11 protein-coding genes are annotated in these 17,301 nt (G+C 69.3%); 9 read left to right on the top strand and 2 right to left on the bottom strand.

Features of this window, described 5'->3' with window-relative positions; all coding sequences use genetic code 11:
* Positions 1 to 251 precede the first annotated feature (251 nt).
* Positions 252 to 2,870, bottom strand: coding sequence for a transglycosylase domain-containing protein (locus tag ADL34_RS09725; protein ID WP_079034053.1), 2,619 nt, complete (start codon positions 2,868 to 2,870; stop codon positions 252 to 254).
* A gap of 352 nt (positions 2,871 to 3,222) precedes the next feature.
* Here ADL34_RS09725 and ADL34_RS09720 point away from each other — a divergent pair, with 352 nt between their 5' ends.
* The 4 genes from ADL34_RS09720 to ADL34_RS09705 all read left to right on the top strand — a co-directional run bounded on the left by ADL34_RS09720 (position 3,223) and on the right by ADL34_RS09705 (position 7,070).
* Positions 3,223 to 3,906: a PadR family transcriptional regulator gene (locus ADL34_RS09720; protein ID WP_062665906.1), complete on the top strand. Its 684-nt coding sequence runs from the start codon at positions 3,223 to 3,225 to the stop codon at positions 3,904 to 3,906.
* 43 nt (positions 3,907 to 3,949) lie between these two features.
* A complete protein-coding gene (locus ADL34_RS09715; RefSeq protein ID WP_062665908.1) occupies positions 3,950 to 5,032 on the top strand; it encodes an inositol-3-phosphate synthase in 1,083 nt (360 codons plus the stop codon).
* A gap of 162 nt (positions 5,033 to 5,194) precedes the next feature.
* Entirely contained in the window at positions 5,195 to 6,472 is a 1,278-nt protein-coding gene (locus tag ADL34_RS09710) for an MFS transporter (protein WP_062665910.1), read from the top strand.
* A gap of 109 nt (positions 6,473 to 6,581) precedes the next feature.
* Positions 6,582 to 7,070 (top strand): LppU/SCO3897 family protein, encoded by a 489-nt coding sequence (locus ADL34_RS09705; protein ID WP_062665912.1) that lies wholly within the window; start codon positions 6,582 to 6,584, stop codon positions 7,068 to 7,070.
* 143 nt (positions 7,071 to 7,213) lie between these two features.
* Here the strand turns inward: ADL34_RS09705 and ADL34_RS09700 are convergent, their stop codons facing one another.
* On the bottom strand, positions 7,214 to 8,656 hold the full coding sequence (locus tag ADL34_RS09700) for a CCA tRNA nucleotidyltransferase (protein ID WP_062665915.1): 1,443 nt from the start codon (positions 8,654 to 8,656) through the stop codon (positions 7,214 to 7,216).
* A 268-nt stretch (positions 8,657 to 8,924) separates the two neighbouring features.
* Between ADL34_RS09700 and ADL34_RS09695 the strand changes: the two genes are divergently transcribed.
* From ADL34_RS09695 to ADL34_RS09675, 5 genes are all read left to right on the top strand, one after another.
* Positions 8,925 to 11,333, top strand: coding sequence for a DUF6049 family protein (locus ADL34_RS09695; protein WP_062665917.1), 2,409 nt, complete (start codon positions 8,925 to 8,927; stop codon positions 11,331 to 11,333).
* 45 nt (positions 11,334 to 11,378) lie between these two features.
* On the top strand, positions 11,379 to 13,634 hold the full coding sequence (gene murJ / locus ADL34_RS09690; RefSeq protein WP_062665919.1) for a murein biosynthesis integral membrane protein MurJ: 2,256 nt from the start codon (positions 11,379 to 11,381) through the stop codon (positions 13,632 to 13,634).
* Positions 13,635 to 13,770: 136 nt separating this feature from the next.
* Positions 13,771 to 15,495: a protein kinase family protein gene (locus ADL34_RS09685; protein WP_062665921.1), complete on the top strand. Its 1,725-nt coding sequence runs from the start codon at positions 13,771 to 13,773 to the stop codon at positions 15,493 to 15,495.
* A gap of 25 nt (positions 15,496 to 15,520) precedes the next feature.
* Positions 15,521 to 16,252: an RNA polymerase sigma factor SigM gene (gene sigM, locus ADL34_RS09680; RefSeq protein ID WP_062665922.1), complete on the top strand. Its 732-nt coding sequence runs from the start codon at positions 15,521 to 15,523 to the stop codon at positions 16,250 to 16,252.
* Positions 16,249 to 17,166 carry an anti-sigma factor family protein gene (locus tag ADL34_RS09675; RefSeq protein WP_062665923.1) on the top strand — a complete coding sequence of 306 codons (918 nt, stop codon included), beginning with the start codon at positions 16,249 to 16,251 and terminating at the stop codon, positions 17,164 to 17,166. Before sigM ends, ADL34_RS09675 begins: the two co-directional genes overlap by 4 nt.
* Positions 17,167 to 17,301 lie beyond the last annotated feature (135 nt).

The raw sequence follows: 17,301 nt of genomic DNA, 5'->3' as shown, positions 1-17,301 counted from the left end.
CGGAGAACAGCGTCGGGAAGCCGTACCGCGGCCGGTGACTGTTTCACGTGAAACCGACGTTTCACGTGAAACAGGGATCAGCAGAAGCTGCTCACCTTCGAAGCCGCAGCACGGGGCAGCCACCTCGGTTCAAGCACCGTCCGTACGGCCCCTGCGGGGGCATCAGAGGACCGAAGGCCGGTGGCCGGCACCCGAACCCTCGGGTGCCGGCCACCGGCCTTCTCATCGCGGTAGAGCCCTTCGGCCCTCGGTCAGCCCCCTGGCTGGCCGAAGATGCCTCCAGCGCCGTTGTTGCCGCCGCCGTTGTTGTTACCTCCGCCACCGTCATCGGTTTCGGTCGCGGTGGCTGTCGGCGAGGTGGTCACACCCCCGTCGGAGCCACCGTTCTGCCCACCGCTGTCTTCCTCGCACCGCCAGTCGAACGGGTTGCAGGTCTCCGTGGGAGGCGGCGTCAGCGACGGCGTCTCGGTCGGGGTCGGCGTCTCGGACGGGGTCGCCTCCTCCGTCTCCGTGGGCGTGGGCGTCACGGACGGCGAGGGCGTGTCGTTGATGATCTCGCCGATGGGCTCGGCCTCGGGGAAGGGCTCCGGCGTGCCGTAGCTCTTCATGGCCTCGGCCATGTAGTCCCTCCAGACCTGCGCCGGGATGTCACCACCGTGGATGGAGGAGACGCCACCGGTGCCGTTCATGGAGAGAAGCCTGCCCTTGTCCGGATCCGTCCGGAACAGCGTCACGGCCGTCGACAGCTCGCGGGTGTAGCCGACGAACCACGCCGACTTGTTCTCGTCGGTCGTACCCGTCTTGCCGGCCACCGGGAACCCGATGTCCGCGACCTTCTTACCGGTGCCGTTCTTGACCACGTTCTCCAGGACGTCCGTCACGTTGTTCGCGATGTTCGCGTCCATGGCGGTTTCCTTCTCAGGGCGCTCGAAGCCCTTGAGCGGCTCACCGTCCTTGATCACCTTGACCACGGAGTACGGCTCGTAGTGGATGCCCGAGTTGGCGAAGCTCCCGTACGCGTCCGCCATCCGGATCGCGCTCGGGGTCGAGGTACCGAGCGAGAACGACACGTTCGTGATGTTGGCCTTGTCGAAGGAGCTGGCCGGGATGCCCATGTCCTGGGCGAGTTCCTGCGTGTTGGCCAGGCCGACGTCGATGCCCAGCTGGGCGAACGGGCTGTTGATCGACTGCTCCATGGCCTTGCGGAGCGTGACCATGCCCCAGGCCTTGGTGCCCTCGTTCTTCTGACGGAACGGCTTGTCGCCGTCCGGAATCGGGTCGCCGTTCCTGTCCTTGATGACGAGGAGGTCGTTGCCGTTGTACCGGGCCATCGGCGACAGGGGCTCACCGTCGGTCTCGTATGTCCCGTACTTCATCGCGGCCGCCAGCACGATCGGCTTCCAGGTCGATCCGACCGGTACACCCAGGGTGTTGGCGTTGTTGGAGTAGTGACCCTTGTTGTAGCCCGCGCCACCATAGACGGCGACGATCGCTCCGGTCTTCGGGTCGACCGACGCGCCACCGAACTGGACGTGCTTGTCCTTCTCGCGCTTCTTGGGGTCGAGGAAGCTCTTCTCCGTCTTGTCGACGGCGGCTGCCAGCTCGTTGACCTTCTCCTTGTTGAAGGTCGTGTAGATGCGGTAGCCGCCCTTCTCCAGATCCTCGGGGGACAGACCCGCCTTCTTGGCCACGTACTCCTTGGCCAGGTCGATGAGGTAGCCCGTCTGACCGGAGAGGTTGGAGCTCTGCTTCTTGAGCTTCGGGAAGGCACCGACCTTGGCCCGCTCGGCCGGGGTCATGCGCCCCACTTCGACCATGCGGCCCTGGATCCACGACCAGCGGTCCTTGACCCGCTTGGTGTTCGCCTTCTCCGTGGCATTGGCGCCCACACCGCCGTCGGGGTTGTAGAAGTTCGGACCCTTCAGGACCGAGGCGAGGAAGATGCTCTGCGACGGCGTGAGCTTCTTGGCGTCGACGCCGAAGTACGCCTGGGCCGCCGCCTGGATGCCGTAGGCGTTGCGGCCGTAGTAGGCGGTGTTGAGGTAGCCGGCGAGGATGTCGTCCTTCGACATCTTCTGGTTGACCTTGATGGAGATGAACAGCTCTTTGAACTTCCGGGAGAGCGTCTGCTCCTGGCTCAGGTACGTGTTCTTCACGTACTGCTGGGTGATGGTCGAACCACCCTGCGTCTCGCCACCCTTGGCCATGTTGAACAGCGCGCGGCCGATACCGGCCGGGTCGATGCCCTTGTCGTCGTAGAAGGACGCGTTCTCGGCGGAGACCACCGCGTCCTTGATCTCCGCCGGGATCTCCGCGTTGCTCACCAGCTGGCGGTTCGTCTGTCCACCGGTCGCGGCCATCTGCTTGCCGTTCGACCAGTAGAAGACGTTGTTCTGGGCCATGGCGGTGTCCTGGGCCTTCGGGATGCCCACCATGGCGTATCCGATGCCCGCGGCCGCGACCAGACCTCCCATGAAGGTGAGGAAGAGGCCCGTCACGAGCTTCCAGGACGGCATCCAGCGCGCGGCCCCGTACTTGCCGGCACGCGGATAGTCGATGAACCGCTTCTCCGCGGGCGGTTCCGAACGTCCTCTCCCCTGAGCCGCGCGGCGGCCCCCCCTTGCCGGTTCGGCCGCCCTGCGGCGGCTTCCATTGCCTCTCTGGGCCGCGCGTCGCGCCTCGGCGCGGCCGCCGTACAGACGGTCCTCGCCTCCTGATCCGGTGGCACCCGACCCGTACGGGTCGGAAGGAGATCCGGTGGCGCCTCGCGGTGCCGCACGGCGGCCGGTGGACGAGCCGGACTGGCCGCGTCGGGCCGCGGCACGTCCGCCTCCCTGCGGCTGCGGCGGTTTGCGACGGTGCTCGCTCATCGAACGACTACTCCTCGGGCAGGCGCACCCCTGGGCGCCTGGCAACGGCGGCTGGTTTCCGGTCCCCCCGACATACGGATGTGAGCGGTTTCGCATTCACCCGTACTGCACCAAGGACGACGACGTCCTCTGGCGTCACTTGGTTCCCGGTGCTGTGCATGGCGCACAGACTACGCACCGTCAAAGTCCTCGCGAGCCCGAACTTCACCCCAAATCAGGCAAGTCGCTCGACACAAGCCGGTGATGTGATCCCGTTCACCATCTCTCCACTTGTCGCTTCCGAGAGGCCGTTCTATCGTGCTGATGTATCGAGTCGATACATCAGCGAGAGATAAGGCGAGGAGGCGAGCGGATGAGCCGGCGTTCCGGGATCCTCGAGTTCGCCGTTCTCGGACTGCTCCGCGAGTCCCCCATGCACGGCTATGAGCTGCGCAAACGACTCAATACGTCACTCGGTGTGTTCCGCGCCTTCAGTTACGGCACGCTCTACCCCTGCCTCAAGACGCTGGTCGCCAACGGCTGGTTGATCGAGGAGCCGGGGAGCACGACCGAGGACGCCCTCGCCGCACCACTCGCGGGGCGTCGCGCCAAAATCGTCTACCGGTTGACGGCGGAAGGTAAGGAGCACTTCGAGGAGCTGCTCTCGCAGACCGGCCCCGACGCGTACGAGGACGAGCATTTCGCTGCCCGATTCGCCTTCTTCGGACGCACCCCGCAGGACGTACGCATGCGCGTACTGGAGGGCCGCCGCAGCCGGCTGGAGGAGCGTCTGGAGAAGATGAGCGCCTCCTTGGCTCGCACCCGGGAGCGCCTCGACGACTACACGCTTGAGCTCCAGCGCCACGGGATGGAGTCCGTGGAGCGCGAAGTGCGCTGGCTGAACGAGCTCATCGAGAGCGAGCGGGCCGGGCGGGACCTCAAAGGTGCCGCCTCCGGGGAGCCCGACTCGCCGGACACCACTCATGGAACGCCGGGCGGCCTGCCCCGGCCGGGAGACACCTCCCGACCGGATACGCCCGACGACACCGCCACGTGAGATCCACTCAGGACCTCACTCGTACACACAGGGAGCAACCGGAATGGGTTCGGTTCGCGTAGCCGTCGTCGGCGTGGGCAACTGCGCCGCGTCGCTGGTTCAGGGAGTCGAGTACTACAAGGACGCCGACCCGGCGTCCAAGGTCCCCGGCCTGATGCACGTGCAGTTCGGCGAATACCACGTCCGCGACGTCGAGTTCGTCGCCGCGTTCGACGTCGACGCGAAGAAGGTCGGCCTCGACCTCGCGGACGCCATCGGCGCCAGCGAGAACAACACGATCAAGATCTGCGACGTGCCCAACACGGGCGTGACCGTCCAGCGCGGCCACACCCTCGACGGTCTCGGCAAGTACTACCGAGAGACCATCGAGGAGTCCGCCGAGGAGCCGGTCGACGTCGTCCAGGTCCTCAAGGACAAGCAGGTCGACGTCCTGGTCTGCTACCTGCCCGTGGGTTCCGAGGACGCGGCGAAGTTCTACGCGCAGTGCGCCATCGACGCCAAGGTCGCCTTCGTCAACGCCCTCCCGGTCTTCATCGCCGGCACCAAGGAGTGGGCGGACAAGTTCACCGAGGCGGGCGTCCCGATCGTCGGTGACGACATCAAGTCCCAGGTCGGCGCCACCATCACGCACCGCGTCATGGCGAAGCTGTTCGAGGACCGCGGTGTCATCCTGGACCGCACGATGCAGCTGAACGTCGGCGGCAACATGGACTTCAAGAACATGCTCGAGCGTGACCGCCTCGAGTCGAAGAAGATCTCGAAGACCCAGGCCGTCACCTCGCAGATCCCCGACCGCGAGCTCGGCGAGAAGAACGTCCACATCGGCCCGTCCGACTACGTGGCCTGGCTGGACGACCGCAAGTGGGCCTACGTCCGCCTCGAGGGCCGTGCCTTCGGTGACGTTCCGCTGAACCTGGAGTACAAGCTCGAGGTCTGGGACTCCCCGAACTCCGCCGGTGTCATCATCGACGCCCTGCGCGCCGCGAAGATCGCCAAGGACCGCGGTATCGGCGGCCCGATCCTGTCGGCGTCGAGCTACTTCATGAAGTCCCCGCCGGTCCAGTACTTCGACGACCAGGCCCGGGAGAACGTCGAGAAGTTCATCAAGGGCGAGGTCGAGCGCTAAGCACGACGGCACCCCGTCCCCCGGCCCGGACAACGGTCCGCCGGTGAGACATGGCGGCACCGCGCCCCGAGCGCGCGGTGCCGCACCAGTACGCTCCTGCCAGAGCTGCCGAGGGTCCCTGGGTCGTCCCGGGGGCCCTCGCCGTATGTGAGGCTGTGCCCCATGTCCGTCGTACGTGATCTGCGGGTCCTCTGGCGCTTCCGGGACTTCCGGCGCCTGCTCGCCGTGCGCCTGTTCTCACAGGGCGCCGACGGCGTCTACCAGACCGCCCTCGCCACGTACGTCGTCTTCTCACCGGAGAAGCAGAGCTCCGCCGGCGCGATCGCCGCCGCGATGGCGGTGCTGCTGCTGCCGTACTCCCTGGTGGGCCCCTTCTCCGGTGTCCTGCTGGACCGCTGGCGCCGCCGCCAGGTGCTGCTGTACGGCAGCGTGCTGCGCACCATGCTGGCGTCGGCCACGGCGGTGCTCATCGTCGCCGACGTGCCCGACTGGCTCTTCTACGTCTCCGCCCTGTGCGTCACCGCGGTCAACCGGTTCGTGCTGTCCGGGCTGTCCGCCGCGCTGCCCCGGGTGGTGGACGGCGAGCGGCTCGTCGTCGCCAACTCCCTGTCCCCGACCGCCGGGACGCTCGCCGCGACCATGGGGGCCGGTCTCGCCTTCGTCGTCCGGCTGGTAGTCTGGGACTCGGACGCCGCCGTGGTGCTCTTCGGGGCCGCCCTGTATCTGTGCGCGGGTCTGGCCTCCCTGCGGATGGCTCCGCAACTTCTGGGACCCGATCCCGAGTTGGTGCGGCCACGCCTCGCGGCGGCCCTGTCCGGCACCGCGCGCGACCTGGGGGCCGCTGTACGCCATCTCACCTCCCCGCCGCGCCGGGAGGCCGCCTGGGCGCTGCTGGCGATGACCCTGATGCGCTTCTGCTACGGCGCCCTGCTGGTCATGCTGCTGATGCTGTGCCGGTACGCCTTCACCTCGGACACGGAGGACGGACTCGCTCTGCTGGGTGTGGCGTTGGGCCTGTCCGGCGCCGGCTTCTTCACGGCGGCCGTGGTGACGCCGGCCGCCGCGGGCCGTCTCGGGCCGGGGCGCTGGATCGCCGTGTGCGCGGGGGTGGCCGCCGTCCTGGTGCCGGTTCTCGGGTTGCCCTTCGCTACGGTTCCCATGCTGGTGGCGGCCTTCGTCCTGGGCGTGACGACGCAGGGCGCGAAGATCTCCACGGACACCGTGGTGCAGTCCTCGGTCGACGACGGCTTCCGGGGCCGGACCTTCTCCGTCTACGACGTCCTGTTCAACGTCGCGTTCGTCGGAGCCGCGGCGGTGGCCGCCCTGATCCTGCCTCCCGACGGCCGCTCGGCTCCGCTCATTGTCACGGTCGCCGTTATCTACACGGCGGTTGCGGTTGCTATGGCCCAGTTTGAGAGGCGCTCCGTGTCACGGCAATGACACAGTGCCACTCCTGGGTGGGGAAGTGTCAGTGGGGACCGGTAACTTACGTGCGTCTTACATCGCGCATAGCTCGCGATCAGCACCCATGTTCTAGGGGGACCCCCAAGTGTCGACTCCGCCGCCCCAGGGCAATCCATTCGCCCAGGGCCAGAACCCGTACGCCCAGGCTCCGCAGGGCCAGGCTCCGTACCCTCAGCAGCCGGGCGCTCCGGGCGTCCCCCCGCAGGGCGCCGCTCCGTACGCCCCCGTCCCGCCGGAGCAGCCCCGTCGCAAGGTCAGCTTCAAGACGGTCAAGAACATCCTTGTGGGCATCGGCATCGTCACGGCCATCGTCGTCGGCTACATAACGAGCCTGGACGACGCGGACCAGGCGAAGGTGGGCGACTGCCTGAAGTCCGCCTCCTCCTCGAGTGACGAGATGGAGGTCGTCGACTGCACGTCCACGGAGGCCGAGGCCAAGGTCCTGAAGAAGATCGACGGCACCTACACCTCGTTCACCGCCGAGACGGAGTGCCGCAAGGTCAGCGGCGCGACGAGCTTCTACGCGCAGACCGGCGACGGCGACAACTTCCTGCTGTGCCTGAAGGACGCCTGATCTGAGCTTCTGCTCTGAGTCTGTGTTCTGAGCTTCCACACTGAGGGGCGATGTTTCACGTGAAACATCGCCCCTCGGTGTGTCCGCGGCTGTGTTTCACGTGAAACACAGCCTCTCCCGACCTCAGTCCTGCGCGGCGGACCTCAGCCCTGCGCAGCCCACCATTCCTTGAGTGCCGCCACCGCCGCGTCATGCTCCATCGGCCCGTTCTCCAGCCGAAGCTCCAGCAGGTGCTGGTACGCCTTGCCGATGACCGGGCCCGGTCCGACGCCGAGGATCTCCATGATCTGGTTGCCGTCGAGGTCCGGGCGGATGGCGTCGAGCTCCTCCTGCTCCTGGAGCTGGGCGATGCGCTCCTCCAGGCCGTCGTAGGCGCGGGACAGCGCGGCCGCCTTGCGCTTGTTGCGCGTCGTGCAGTCCGAGCGGGTCAGCTTGTGCAGGCGCTCGAGCAGCGGGCCGGCGTCCCGGACATAGCGGCGCACCGCCGAGTCCGTCCACTCTCCGGTGCCGTAGCCGTGGAAGCGGAGGTGGAGCTCGACGAGGCGCGAGACGTCCTTCACGAGCTCGTTGGAGTACTTCAGCGCCGTCATGCGCTTCTTCGTCATCTTCGCGCCGACCACCTCGTGGTGGTGGAACGAGACGCGGCCGTCCTTCTCGAAGCGGCGCGTCCGCGGCTTGCCGATGTCGTGCAGCAGCGCCGACAGTCGCAGGGCCAGGTCCGGACCGTTCTCCTCGAGGTCCATCGCCTGCTCCAGCACGATCAGTGTGTGCTCGTAGACGTCCTTGTGCCGGTGGTGCTCGTCGCTCTCCAGCCGCAGGGCCGGGAGCTCGGGCAGGACGTGTCCGGCCAGCCCGGTGTCGACCAGCAGCGTCAGGCCCTTGCGGGGGTGGTCGGAGAGGATCAGCTTGTTCAGCTCGTCCCGCACCCGCTCCGCGGAGACGATCTCGATGCGCCCGGCCATGTCCGTCATGGCCGCCACGACCTCGGGCGCCACCTCGAAGTCCAGCTGGGCCGCGAAGCGCGCCGCTCGCATCATGCGCAGCGGATCGTCCGAGAACGACTCCTCTGGCGTACCGGGCGTCCGGAGGACCCGCTCGGCGAGATCCTCGAGCCCTCCGTGCGGGTCGACGAACTCCTTCTCGGGGAGGACGACGGCCATCGCGTTCACGGTGAAGTCACGGCGGACGAGATCCTGCTCGATGGAGTCGCCGTACGACACCTCGGGCTTGCGCGAGGTGCGGTCGTACGCCTCCGAGCGGTACGTCGTCACCTCGATCTGGTAGCCGTCCTTCTGCGCCCCGACCGTGCCGAACGCGATCCCGACCTCCCACACCGCGTCCGCCCACGGACGCACGATCTTCAGCACGTCGTCGGGACGGGCGTCGGTCGTGAAGTCGAGGTCGTTGCCGAGCCGGCCGAGCAGCGCGTCCCGTACCGATCCGCCGACCAGGGCGAGGGAGAACCCGGCCTCCTGGAAACGGCGGGCGAGATCGTCGGCGACGGGCGCGACCCGCAGCAGTTCACTGACCGCGCGGTGCTGCGCCTCGCTCAGGGCGCTGGGCTTGTCTTCGTTGGCGTTCGGCACAACAGAAGAGGGTACGTGGCCCCGGCGGCCGCCCGCTCCCTGCGTGACGCGCCCCCGCGAGCGCGGACACCTCCATCGATACGAGCACAAGATCTGCTCTTGCCCCGTACGGAAGCCCTCCCCTTTATACGGGAACATAAGGGGCAGGACGGATGCCTGAAGCGATCTTGCTGGGGGAGACCGTGGCACTTCCCCACAGCGCGCATCGTTACCATGCCTGGACGCACATTCCGACGACCACTGACGACGACTAGGGACGGACGAGCGCGTGGCCGAGGCGGCAGACTTCCAGGGGACCAGTCCCTCACCTGCCCGCCGGTGGCTGCGGCGCACCGGGGCACTGCTCGCCGGCGCGCCCCTGCTGGCCGGTGTGCTCCAGCTGCCCGCCTCCCCGGCCGCGCAGGCGGCAGCACAGGCCTCCCCGAGTGCCGTGTCGGGCCCCGGCTCGGTCGATGTGGCTGTGGATTCCCTCACCCCCGGCGTCCCCGGGGAGGGCGACACCGTCACGGTCACGGGCACGGTGACCAACAAGGGGAAGCGGACGGTCACCGACGCCCAGGTGGATCTGCGTCTGGGCCGGCCGGTGAACACCCGCTCCGCCATCGACACGATCTCCCGCCGCACCACCTTCCAGCCCGGCCTCGACGGCGACCCGGTGGGCGGGAAGTACGTGAAGGAGTTCGCCAAGCTGGCTCCGGGCATCTCCCAGCGCTTCAGCATCGCGGTACCGGTCGACAAGCTGAACCTCGACCGGGACGGCGTGTACCAGTTCTCCGTCTCCCTGTCCGGTGAGACGTCGGCCCAGCCCTGGCCGCAGGTACTCGGCATCCAGCGCACGTTCCTGCCGTGGCAGCCCGACGGGGCCGAGACCAAGACCCGGACGACCGTCCTGTGGCCGCTGATCTCGACGTCGGACATGACGGCCGAGACCGGCTCGGACGAGTCGCAGACCCCCGTCTTCCACGACGACGACCTCGCCAAGGAGATCGCCCCCGGCGGCCGCCTCCAGCAGATGGTGGCGCTCGGCAAGGAACTCGACGTCACCTGGGTGATCGACCCCGACCTGCTCGCCTCCGTGGACGCGATGACGGAGCGCTACAGCGTCGAGGGCGAGGGCGACACGACGACGCCGGGCACCCACCAGGGCGTCGCCAAGCAGTGGCTGTCCGACCTGCAGGACGCGGTCCAGGACAAGGAGGTCGTGGCGCTGCCCTTCGCCGACCCCGACCTGGCCTCCTTGGCCCACAACGGCACGAGCGTCACCGGGTCCCTGAACCACTTCAAGGAGGCGACCGACGTCGCCGGGGACACCGTCGAGTCGATCCTCCATGTGGAACCGGCCACCGACTTCGCCTGGCCCGTCGAGGGTGCCGTGGACCCGTCGATCGTCAAGGTGGCCACCTCCGCCGGCGCGGACAAGGTGATCGCCCGCAGCGACAGCCTGGCGGAGGACAACAGCCTCCCGTACACCCCCTCCGCCGCCCGCCCGATCGGCGGCGGCACCAGCGCCGTCGTCGCGGACGCCCGTCTGTCGACGCTGTTCCAGGGCAATCTGACCCGGGCGTCGACCTCGACGCTCGCAGTGCAGCGGTTCCTCGCGCAGAGCCTGACCCTGAACCTGCAGACGAGCAAGCAGCGCAACATCGTCGTCGCCCCGCAGCGCATGCCGACCGCGAGCCAGGCGCAGACCATGGCCGAGGCCGTGCGGGCTCTGCAGGGCGGCTCCTGGTCACAGGCGCAGGACCTGACGGCGGCCGCCTCGGCCAAGCCGGACCCGTCCGCCACCACACGCGTCCCGGCGGCCTCCAAGTACCCCTCCGCCCTGCGCAAGCAGGAGCTGCCCCGGGGTGCCTTCGCGCAGATCGCCACCACCCAGGACAAGCTCGACCGGTTCAAGGTCATCCTCACCAACCAGTCGCGGGTCGTGACCCCCTTCGGGCGGGCCATGAACCGGACGATGTCGACGTCGTGGCGCGGCCGTGCGGGCGCGGCGGCGGACTTCCGCAACGGTGTGGAGGCGTACGTCGACTCCCTCGCCGGCCAGGTCACGCTGATCGACAAGTCCGAGACCAAGCTGTCCGGCCGCAGCGCCACGATCCCGGTGACGGTGAAGAACAACCTGGTGCAGGGGGTCGACCACCTGGTGCTGCGGCTCAGGTCGACCGCCCCGAGGCGTCTCGAGATCGGTGGCGAGGAGTACGAGGAGCAGCAGGTCGCCGTGTCCGGCGGCCACAGCCAGACGGTGAAGTTCACGGCCTCGGCCCAGGCGAACGGCAAGGCGACCGTGATCGCCCAGCTGTACACCGAGGACGGCCAGGCGTACGGCGACCCCGTCAAGTTCGACGTGAAGGTCACCGAGTTCACGGCCACCGTGATGCTGGTCATCGGCGGCGGCTTCCTGCTCCTCGTCCTCGCCGGATTCCGTATGTACACGCAGCGCAAGCGCGCGGCTGCGCGGGCGGCCGAGGAGGACGGTCCCGAGCAGACGAACGATTCCGAGGACGATCCGGAGAACCCGGAAGGCCCTGCGGAACGTCTCACGGACGAGGGACCGGCCGAGGAGGGGTCGGGCGCCGAAGCCCGGGCAGGCGCCTCCGAGCAGCCGAGTGACCCGACCCCGGACACCGCAGCGGAAAGCGCCGACCCGTCCGGCACGGGTGAGAGAGTGGACCGTTGAGCGAAGTCGTGGCCGGTGGGCCCGGGACGATGAGGTGGGGTAGCCATGAACGCGCCGTACGACGGTGACCGCGGCCAGGCCGCGGGCAGCTCGGGGCACCCCGAGGGCCCGCCGCCCGAGGGCCAGGTACCGCCGCAGCACCCGGCGGACATGTACCTCCAGGACGCCTACGACCAGGACCCCTACCAGGGGCAGGACATCACCGCCCAGGACCCGGTCGCCGAGGCGCTGTACGACCGTGCCGCGCACCCGCCGCCCCCGCCGGGCGCCTACCAGCCCCAGCAGCCCCTCTACTCGCAGCCGCCGCAGTCGCCGTACGCCCCCGACCCGACCGTGTGGGCGCAGACTCCGGCGCCCGAGCCGGAGGGCCCGACCCAGTACCTGCCGTACGGGGACGACCCCCGGACGACCCAGTACGTCGGCGTCGACGACCTCGTCTCACACTCGGCGGAGGAGCGTCCGCAGCACGACGCCTTCGCGCACCTCTTCCGGGACCAGCAGCAGGGCGGCGGTCAGCAGCAGTACCAGTCGACGTCGGTCCCCGGCCCGTCTTCCGCGCCCGCCCCAGGCCCGCAGCCCCCAGGTCCGCAGCAGGCGGCCGCACCGGTCGCCGCGCCCGAGAGCGACGAGCCGGCGCCCGCTCCGGCCCCGGCGCCCGTGGCGAAGAAGGGCGGCAAGGTCGGCGGTCTGCTGAAGTCCAGCGCCGTCATGGCGGCCGGCACGATGGTGTCCCGCCTCACCGGGTTCGTCCGGTCGATGCTGATCGTCTCGGCCCTCGGCCTCGGTCTGCTCGGCGACTCCTTCCAGGTCGCCTACCAGCTGCCCACGATGATCTACATCCTGACCGTCGGCGGTGGCCTCAACTCCGTCTTCGTGCCGCAGCTGGTGCGCGCCATGAAGGACGACGAGGACGGCGGCGAGTCCTACGCGAACCGTCTGCTGACCCTCGTCATGGTCGCGCTGGCCGCCCTCACGGCGCTCGCGATGTTCGCGGCGCCCTACCTGGTCAGCGCCCTGTCGACCGAGGTCGCCAACGACCCCGCCGCCAACGAGGTGGCCGTCACCTTCACGCGCTACTTCCTGCCCTCGATCTTCTTCATGGGCGTCCACGTCGTGATGGGCCAGATCCTCAACGCCCGCGGCCGTTTCGGCGCGATGATGTGGACCCCGGTCCTGAACAACATCGTCATCATCGTGACGCTGGGCATGTTCATCTGGGTGTACGGCACCTCGGAGCGCTCCGGGATGTCCGTCACGAGCATCCCGCCGGAGGGGCAGCGGCTCCTCGGCGTCGGCATCCTGCTCGGCCTGGTCGTCCAGTCCCTCGCCATGATCCCGTACCTGCGGGAGACGGGCTTCCGGATGCGGCTGCGCTTCGACTGGCGGGGTCACGGCCTCGGCAAGGCCGCCATGCTCGCCAAGTGGACGATCCTGTTCGTCCTCGCCAACCAGGCCGGCGCCCTCGTCGTCACCCAGCTGTCCACCGCGGCCGGCATCGCGTCGGGTGACGAGGGCACCGGCTTCGCCGCCTACGCCAACGCCCAGCTGATCTGGGGTCTGCCGCAGGCCATCATCACCGTCTCCCTGATGGCCGCCCTGCTGCCCCGGATCTCCCGCTCGGCCGCCGAGAACGACGCCGGCGCGGTCCGCGACGACATCTCGCAGGGCCTGCGCACCACCGCGGTGGCGATCGTGCCGCTCGCCTTCGGCTTCGTGGCGCTCGGCATCCCCATGTGCACCCTGATGTTCGGCTCGTCCGGCACCAGCCAGGCCACCAACATGGGCTACATGCTGATGGCCTTCGGCCTCGGTCTGATCCCCTACTCGGTGCAGTACGTCGTCCTGCGCGCCTTCTACGCGTACGAGGACACCCGTACCCCCTTCTACAACACGGTCATCGTGGCGGCCGGCAACGCGGCGGCCTCCGGGCTCTGCTACTTCCTCCTGCCCGCCCGCTGGGCCGTGGTGGGCATGGCGGCCTCCTACGGCCTGGCGTACGCGATCGGCGTCGGGGTGGCCTGGCGACGGCTGCGCGCGAAGCTGGGCGGCGATCTGGACGGCGCCCGCGTGACGCGGACCTACGCGCGGCTCTGCATCGCGTCGGTCCCGGCCGCGCTGGTGAGCGGAGCGGCCTGCTACGGCATCAGCCAGGTCCTCGGCCAGGGCGCCGCCGGTTCGCTCGCCGCCCTCCTGGCCGGTGGGGCCGTGCTGCTCGGCGTCTTCTTCGTGGCCGCCCGCCGGATGCGCATCGAGGAACTGAACTCGCTCGTCGGCATGGTCCGCGGGCGCCTGGGTCGCTGAGGTGGGGGTAGGCGCACAACCATCGTCCGTCATCGTGTGTCGTGCATAGCGGCGGACTGTGGGCACAATTGGTTCGGCGTCGGACGGCGCGCACGAGGTGTGGCGGCGCGCATTGAATGGGGAGGCGGGAACGACGGTGGCGGAACGGAGCACGGCTGCCGTCGACGTGGCAGACAACAGCGGTGACGAGCCGCTGACCGCTCAGGCGGACGAGTCGTCCACGGCCGACGGGGTGGCCACGAATCGGGAGCGGGGCACGGACATCGACGAGGCACAGGGGAGTGGCGGGACGGAGGGTCCCGGGAAGGCCTCGGCGCCCGAGCTGCACAGCGGTCACAAGCTCGCCGAACGCTACCGCCTGGAGGAGTGCGTCACCCGTCTGGACGGTTTCAGCAGCTGGCGTGCCGTCGACGAGAAACTGCGCCGCGCCGTCGGCGTCCACATCCTGCCCGCGGATCACGCGCGTGCGCGCGCCGTGCTGGCCGCGGCCCGCTCCTCCGCGCTGCTCGGCGATCCCCGCTTCGTCCAGGTCCTCGACGCCGTCGAGGAGGACGACGTCGTCTACGTCGTCCACGAATGGCTCCCCGACGCCACCGAACTGACGACCCTCCTCGCCGCCGGCCCGCTGGAGGTGTACGACGCCTACCAGATGGTCACGCAGGTGTCCGCCGCCATGGCCGCCGCGCACCGCGAGGGTCTGGCCCATCTACGCCTCAACCCGAACGCCGTGCTGCGTGCCTCCACCGGGCAGTGGCGCATCCGCGGCCTCGCGGTGAACGCCGCCCTGCGGGGCATCAGCTCCGACACCCCGCAGCGCGCGGACACGGAGGCAATCGGCGCCCTGCTGTACGCCTCGCTGACCCAGCGCTGGCCCTACGAGAGCGACGCCTACGGCCTGTCCGGGCTGCCCAAGGACGTCGGGCTGATCGCCCCGGACCAGGTGCGGGCCGGCGTCCACCGCGGGCTGTCCGAGCTCGCCATGCGCGCACTGGCCAACGACGGCGCCACCGCCTCCCGCCACGAGGCCGCCTGCACCACTCCGGAGGAACTGGTGAAGGCCATCGGCGAGATGCCCCGCATCCGCCCGCCGGAGCCCGCGTTCACCGCCCCGCCGGACTACCAGCGCACGACCTACCAGCAGGGCACCTATGGCCGCCCGGCGCCCCGTCCCGGCGCCACACAGCCCGTGGCCGCCCCGCCGCCCCCGTTGCAGAGCCGCACCGGCAAGGCCCTCAAGTGGGCTGTCTCTGCCCTCCTGATCGCCGCGCTGGGCCTCGGGAGCTGGCAGCTCGCCGATGCCCTCATGGACCGGGGCAAGCAGTCCGACGACCCCAACCAGACGCAGACGAACGACGGCGGCGAGAAGAACGGCGGCAAGAACAAGCCGACCAAGCCGCTCAAGATCACGGGCTCCAGGGAGTACGTGGCCGAGGGCGACGCACAGCACCCCAACGACGTCGGTCTGACGTATGACAACGACGCGTCGACGGGATGGCGGACCAACAGCTACAAGGACGGTCCGAAGATAGTGATCAAGCCTGGCGTGGGCATCGTCTACGACCTCGGCTCCAAGCAGGAGGTCTCGGCCGCCACGCTGTCCCTCCGGTACGGCGGCGATCACACCACACTCCAGCTCTACGCCACCGACACGCTCGACTCGTCCACGCCGCTGAGCTCGATGAAGAAGCTGGGGCAGGCGACGACGAGCGGCCTTTCCGCCAAGGTGAGCGTCGACAAGCCGGTGAAGACCCGCTACGTGCTGGTGTGGCTGACCGCGATGCCGTACTCCGGGACCGACTCCGCCAACTACAGTCAGCCTGGATACAAGCAGGCCATCACCGAAGTGAAGTTCGCCGGCTGACTGCGTCCCAGGGGAGGGGGTCCGCGTGACAGATCGCACCGCTCACGGCGACGCGAGCGATCAGGACCTCCTCGCCCTGCACGTGGCCGGCGATCCCGACGCCTTCGGCGAGATCGTGCGGCGCCACCGCGACCGTCTCTGGGCGGTGGCCCTGCGCACGCTCGGGGACCGCGAGGAGGCCGCCGACGCCGTCCAGGACGCCCTCGTCTCCGCCTACCGGGCCGCCCACACCTTCCGGGGCCAGTCGGCCGTCACCACCTGGCTGCACCGGATCACGGTGAACGCCTGCCTGGACCGCGCCCGCAAGGCCGCCTCCCGGAAGACCTCTCCCGTCGACGACACCGAGCGCCTCGAGCAGCTCCTGGAGCCGCACGAGTCGGCCTCGGCGCCCGCCGAGCGCAACGATCTGCACCGGCAACTGCTGGAAGCGCTCGGCACGCTGCCACCCGACCAGCGGGCGGCTCTCGTCCTGGTGGACATGCAGGGCTACCCGGTCGCGGAGGCGGCCCGGGTCCTGGACGTCCCCACCGGCACCGTGAAGAGCCGCTGCGCGAGAGGCAGAGCCCGGCTGCTGCCGCTTCTCACGCATCTACGGCCCGAGCGCGCGGTCAAGGATTCCGGCGACAGGCGGAACCGGACGCAGGGGACATCCGTCCCACCGGCAGCGGGTCCACGTGCCGCGGGTCAGGACACGGAACCACGCGACAACGGTCCGAGTGATTCAGCGGCAGTGAAGGGCGGAGGTGGGCGAGCGTGACATCCACGACGGGCAAGGCCGGGCACCCGGACGTCACCGAGATCTCCGACCTCACCGAGGGCCTGCTCTCTCCGTCCCGGGCCGCCGACGTACAGCGGCACCTGGAGGACTGCGAGCTGTGCGCAGACGTCTACGACTCGCTGGAGGAGATCCGGGGGCTGCTGGGTTCGGTACCGGTCCCCTCGCGGATGCCTGACGACGTCGCCGACCGTATCGACGCCGCCTTGGCGGCAGAGTCGCGGGCGCGCTCCTCGACGCCGGGTGATTCCAGCACGCCGGCTCTGGACGAGGACGATCGCGCCTCCACCGGCTCCCATGTTTCACGTGAAACATCGCCCGCGGCCGACCGGCCCGCGGGACGCGCGCGTCCGTCTACCACCGGTCCTGGCCGCAAGGGCCAGAAGAAGAAGAGGACAGGGAACCGCAGGGTGGCCCTGGGGGCGGCCTTCACAGCCGTCGGACTGGGTCTCGGGTCCGTGCTTCTGGTCTTCGCGGTGAACGGCGGCGGGTCCAGCCCCACGGCCGAAGGGGATCAGACGGCGTCCGACACGTTCTCCGCAGCGAAGCTGGAGAGCAAGGTCGCCGACCTCCTCGAGAAGAGCGCGCCGGCCGCACCGTCCTCGCGCGGTCCCAAGCGCAGCATGGGTGTGGAGGGCGGCGCCGACACCGCGAGGCCGAAGATCCTGCGCGAGGTCGACGTTCCGGACTGTGTCCAGAAGGGGATCGGCCGCGACGAGAGTGCGCTCGCCGCCGAGGAAGGCGTCTATCAGGGCAAGGACGCCCTGCTCGTCGTCTTGCCGGACGCCTCCGACATCGCCCGGGTCACCGCCTATCTGATGGACGCGACCTGTGTGAAGCACGCGACGGCGAACCCGGCCAAGATCCTTCTGACGAAGTCCTACGCGCGTTCCTGAGGACCGCGCGATTGGTTGTCCTCCGGCGTGGCAACCCGTAGAGGGGGCATCACCGTGTGCCCTGACACAGCGGGAATGCGCGCCCCTTAGGATCCGTTGGGTGGGGTGAGAGCTCCGAAAGGGGCTCCCACCGGT

This window comes from Streptomyces sp. NRRL WC-3605, from assembly GCF_001509795.1.
GTDB lineage: Bacteria > Actinomycetota > Actinomycetes > Streptomycetales > Streptomycetaceae > Streptomyces > Streptomyces viridochromogenes.
The sequence above is the reverse complement of the archived record's forward strand: the minus strand, read 5'-3'. Positions and strand labels throughout refer to the sequence as shown.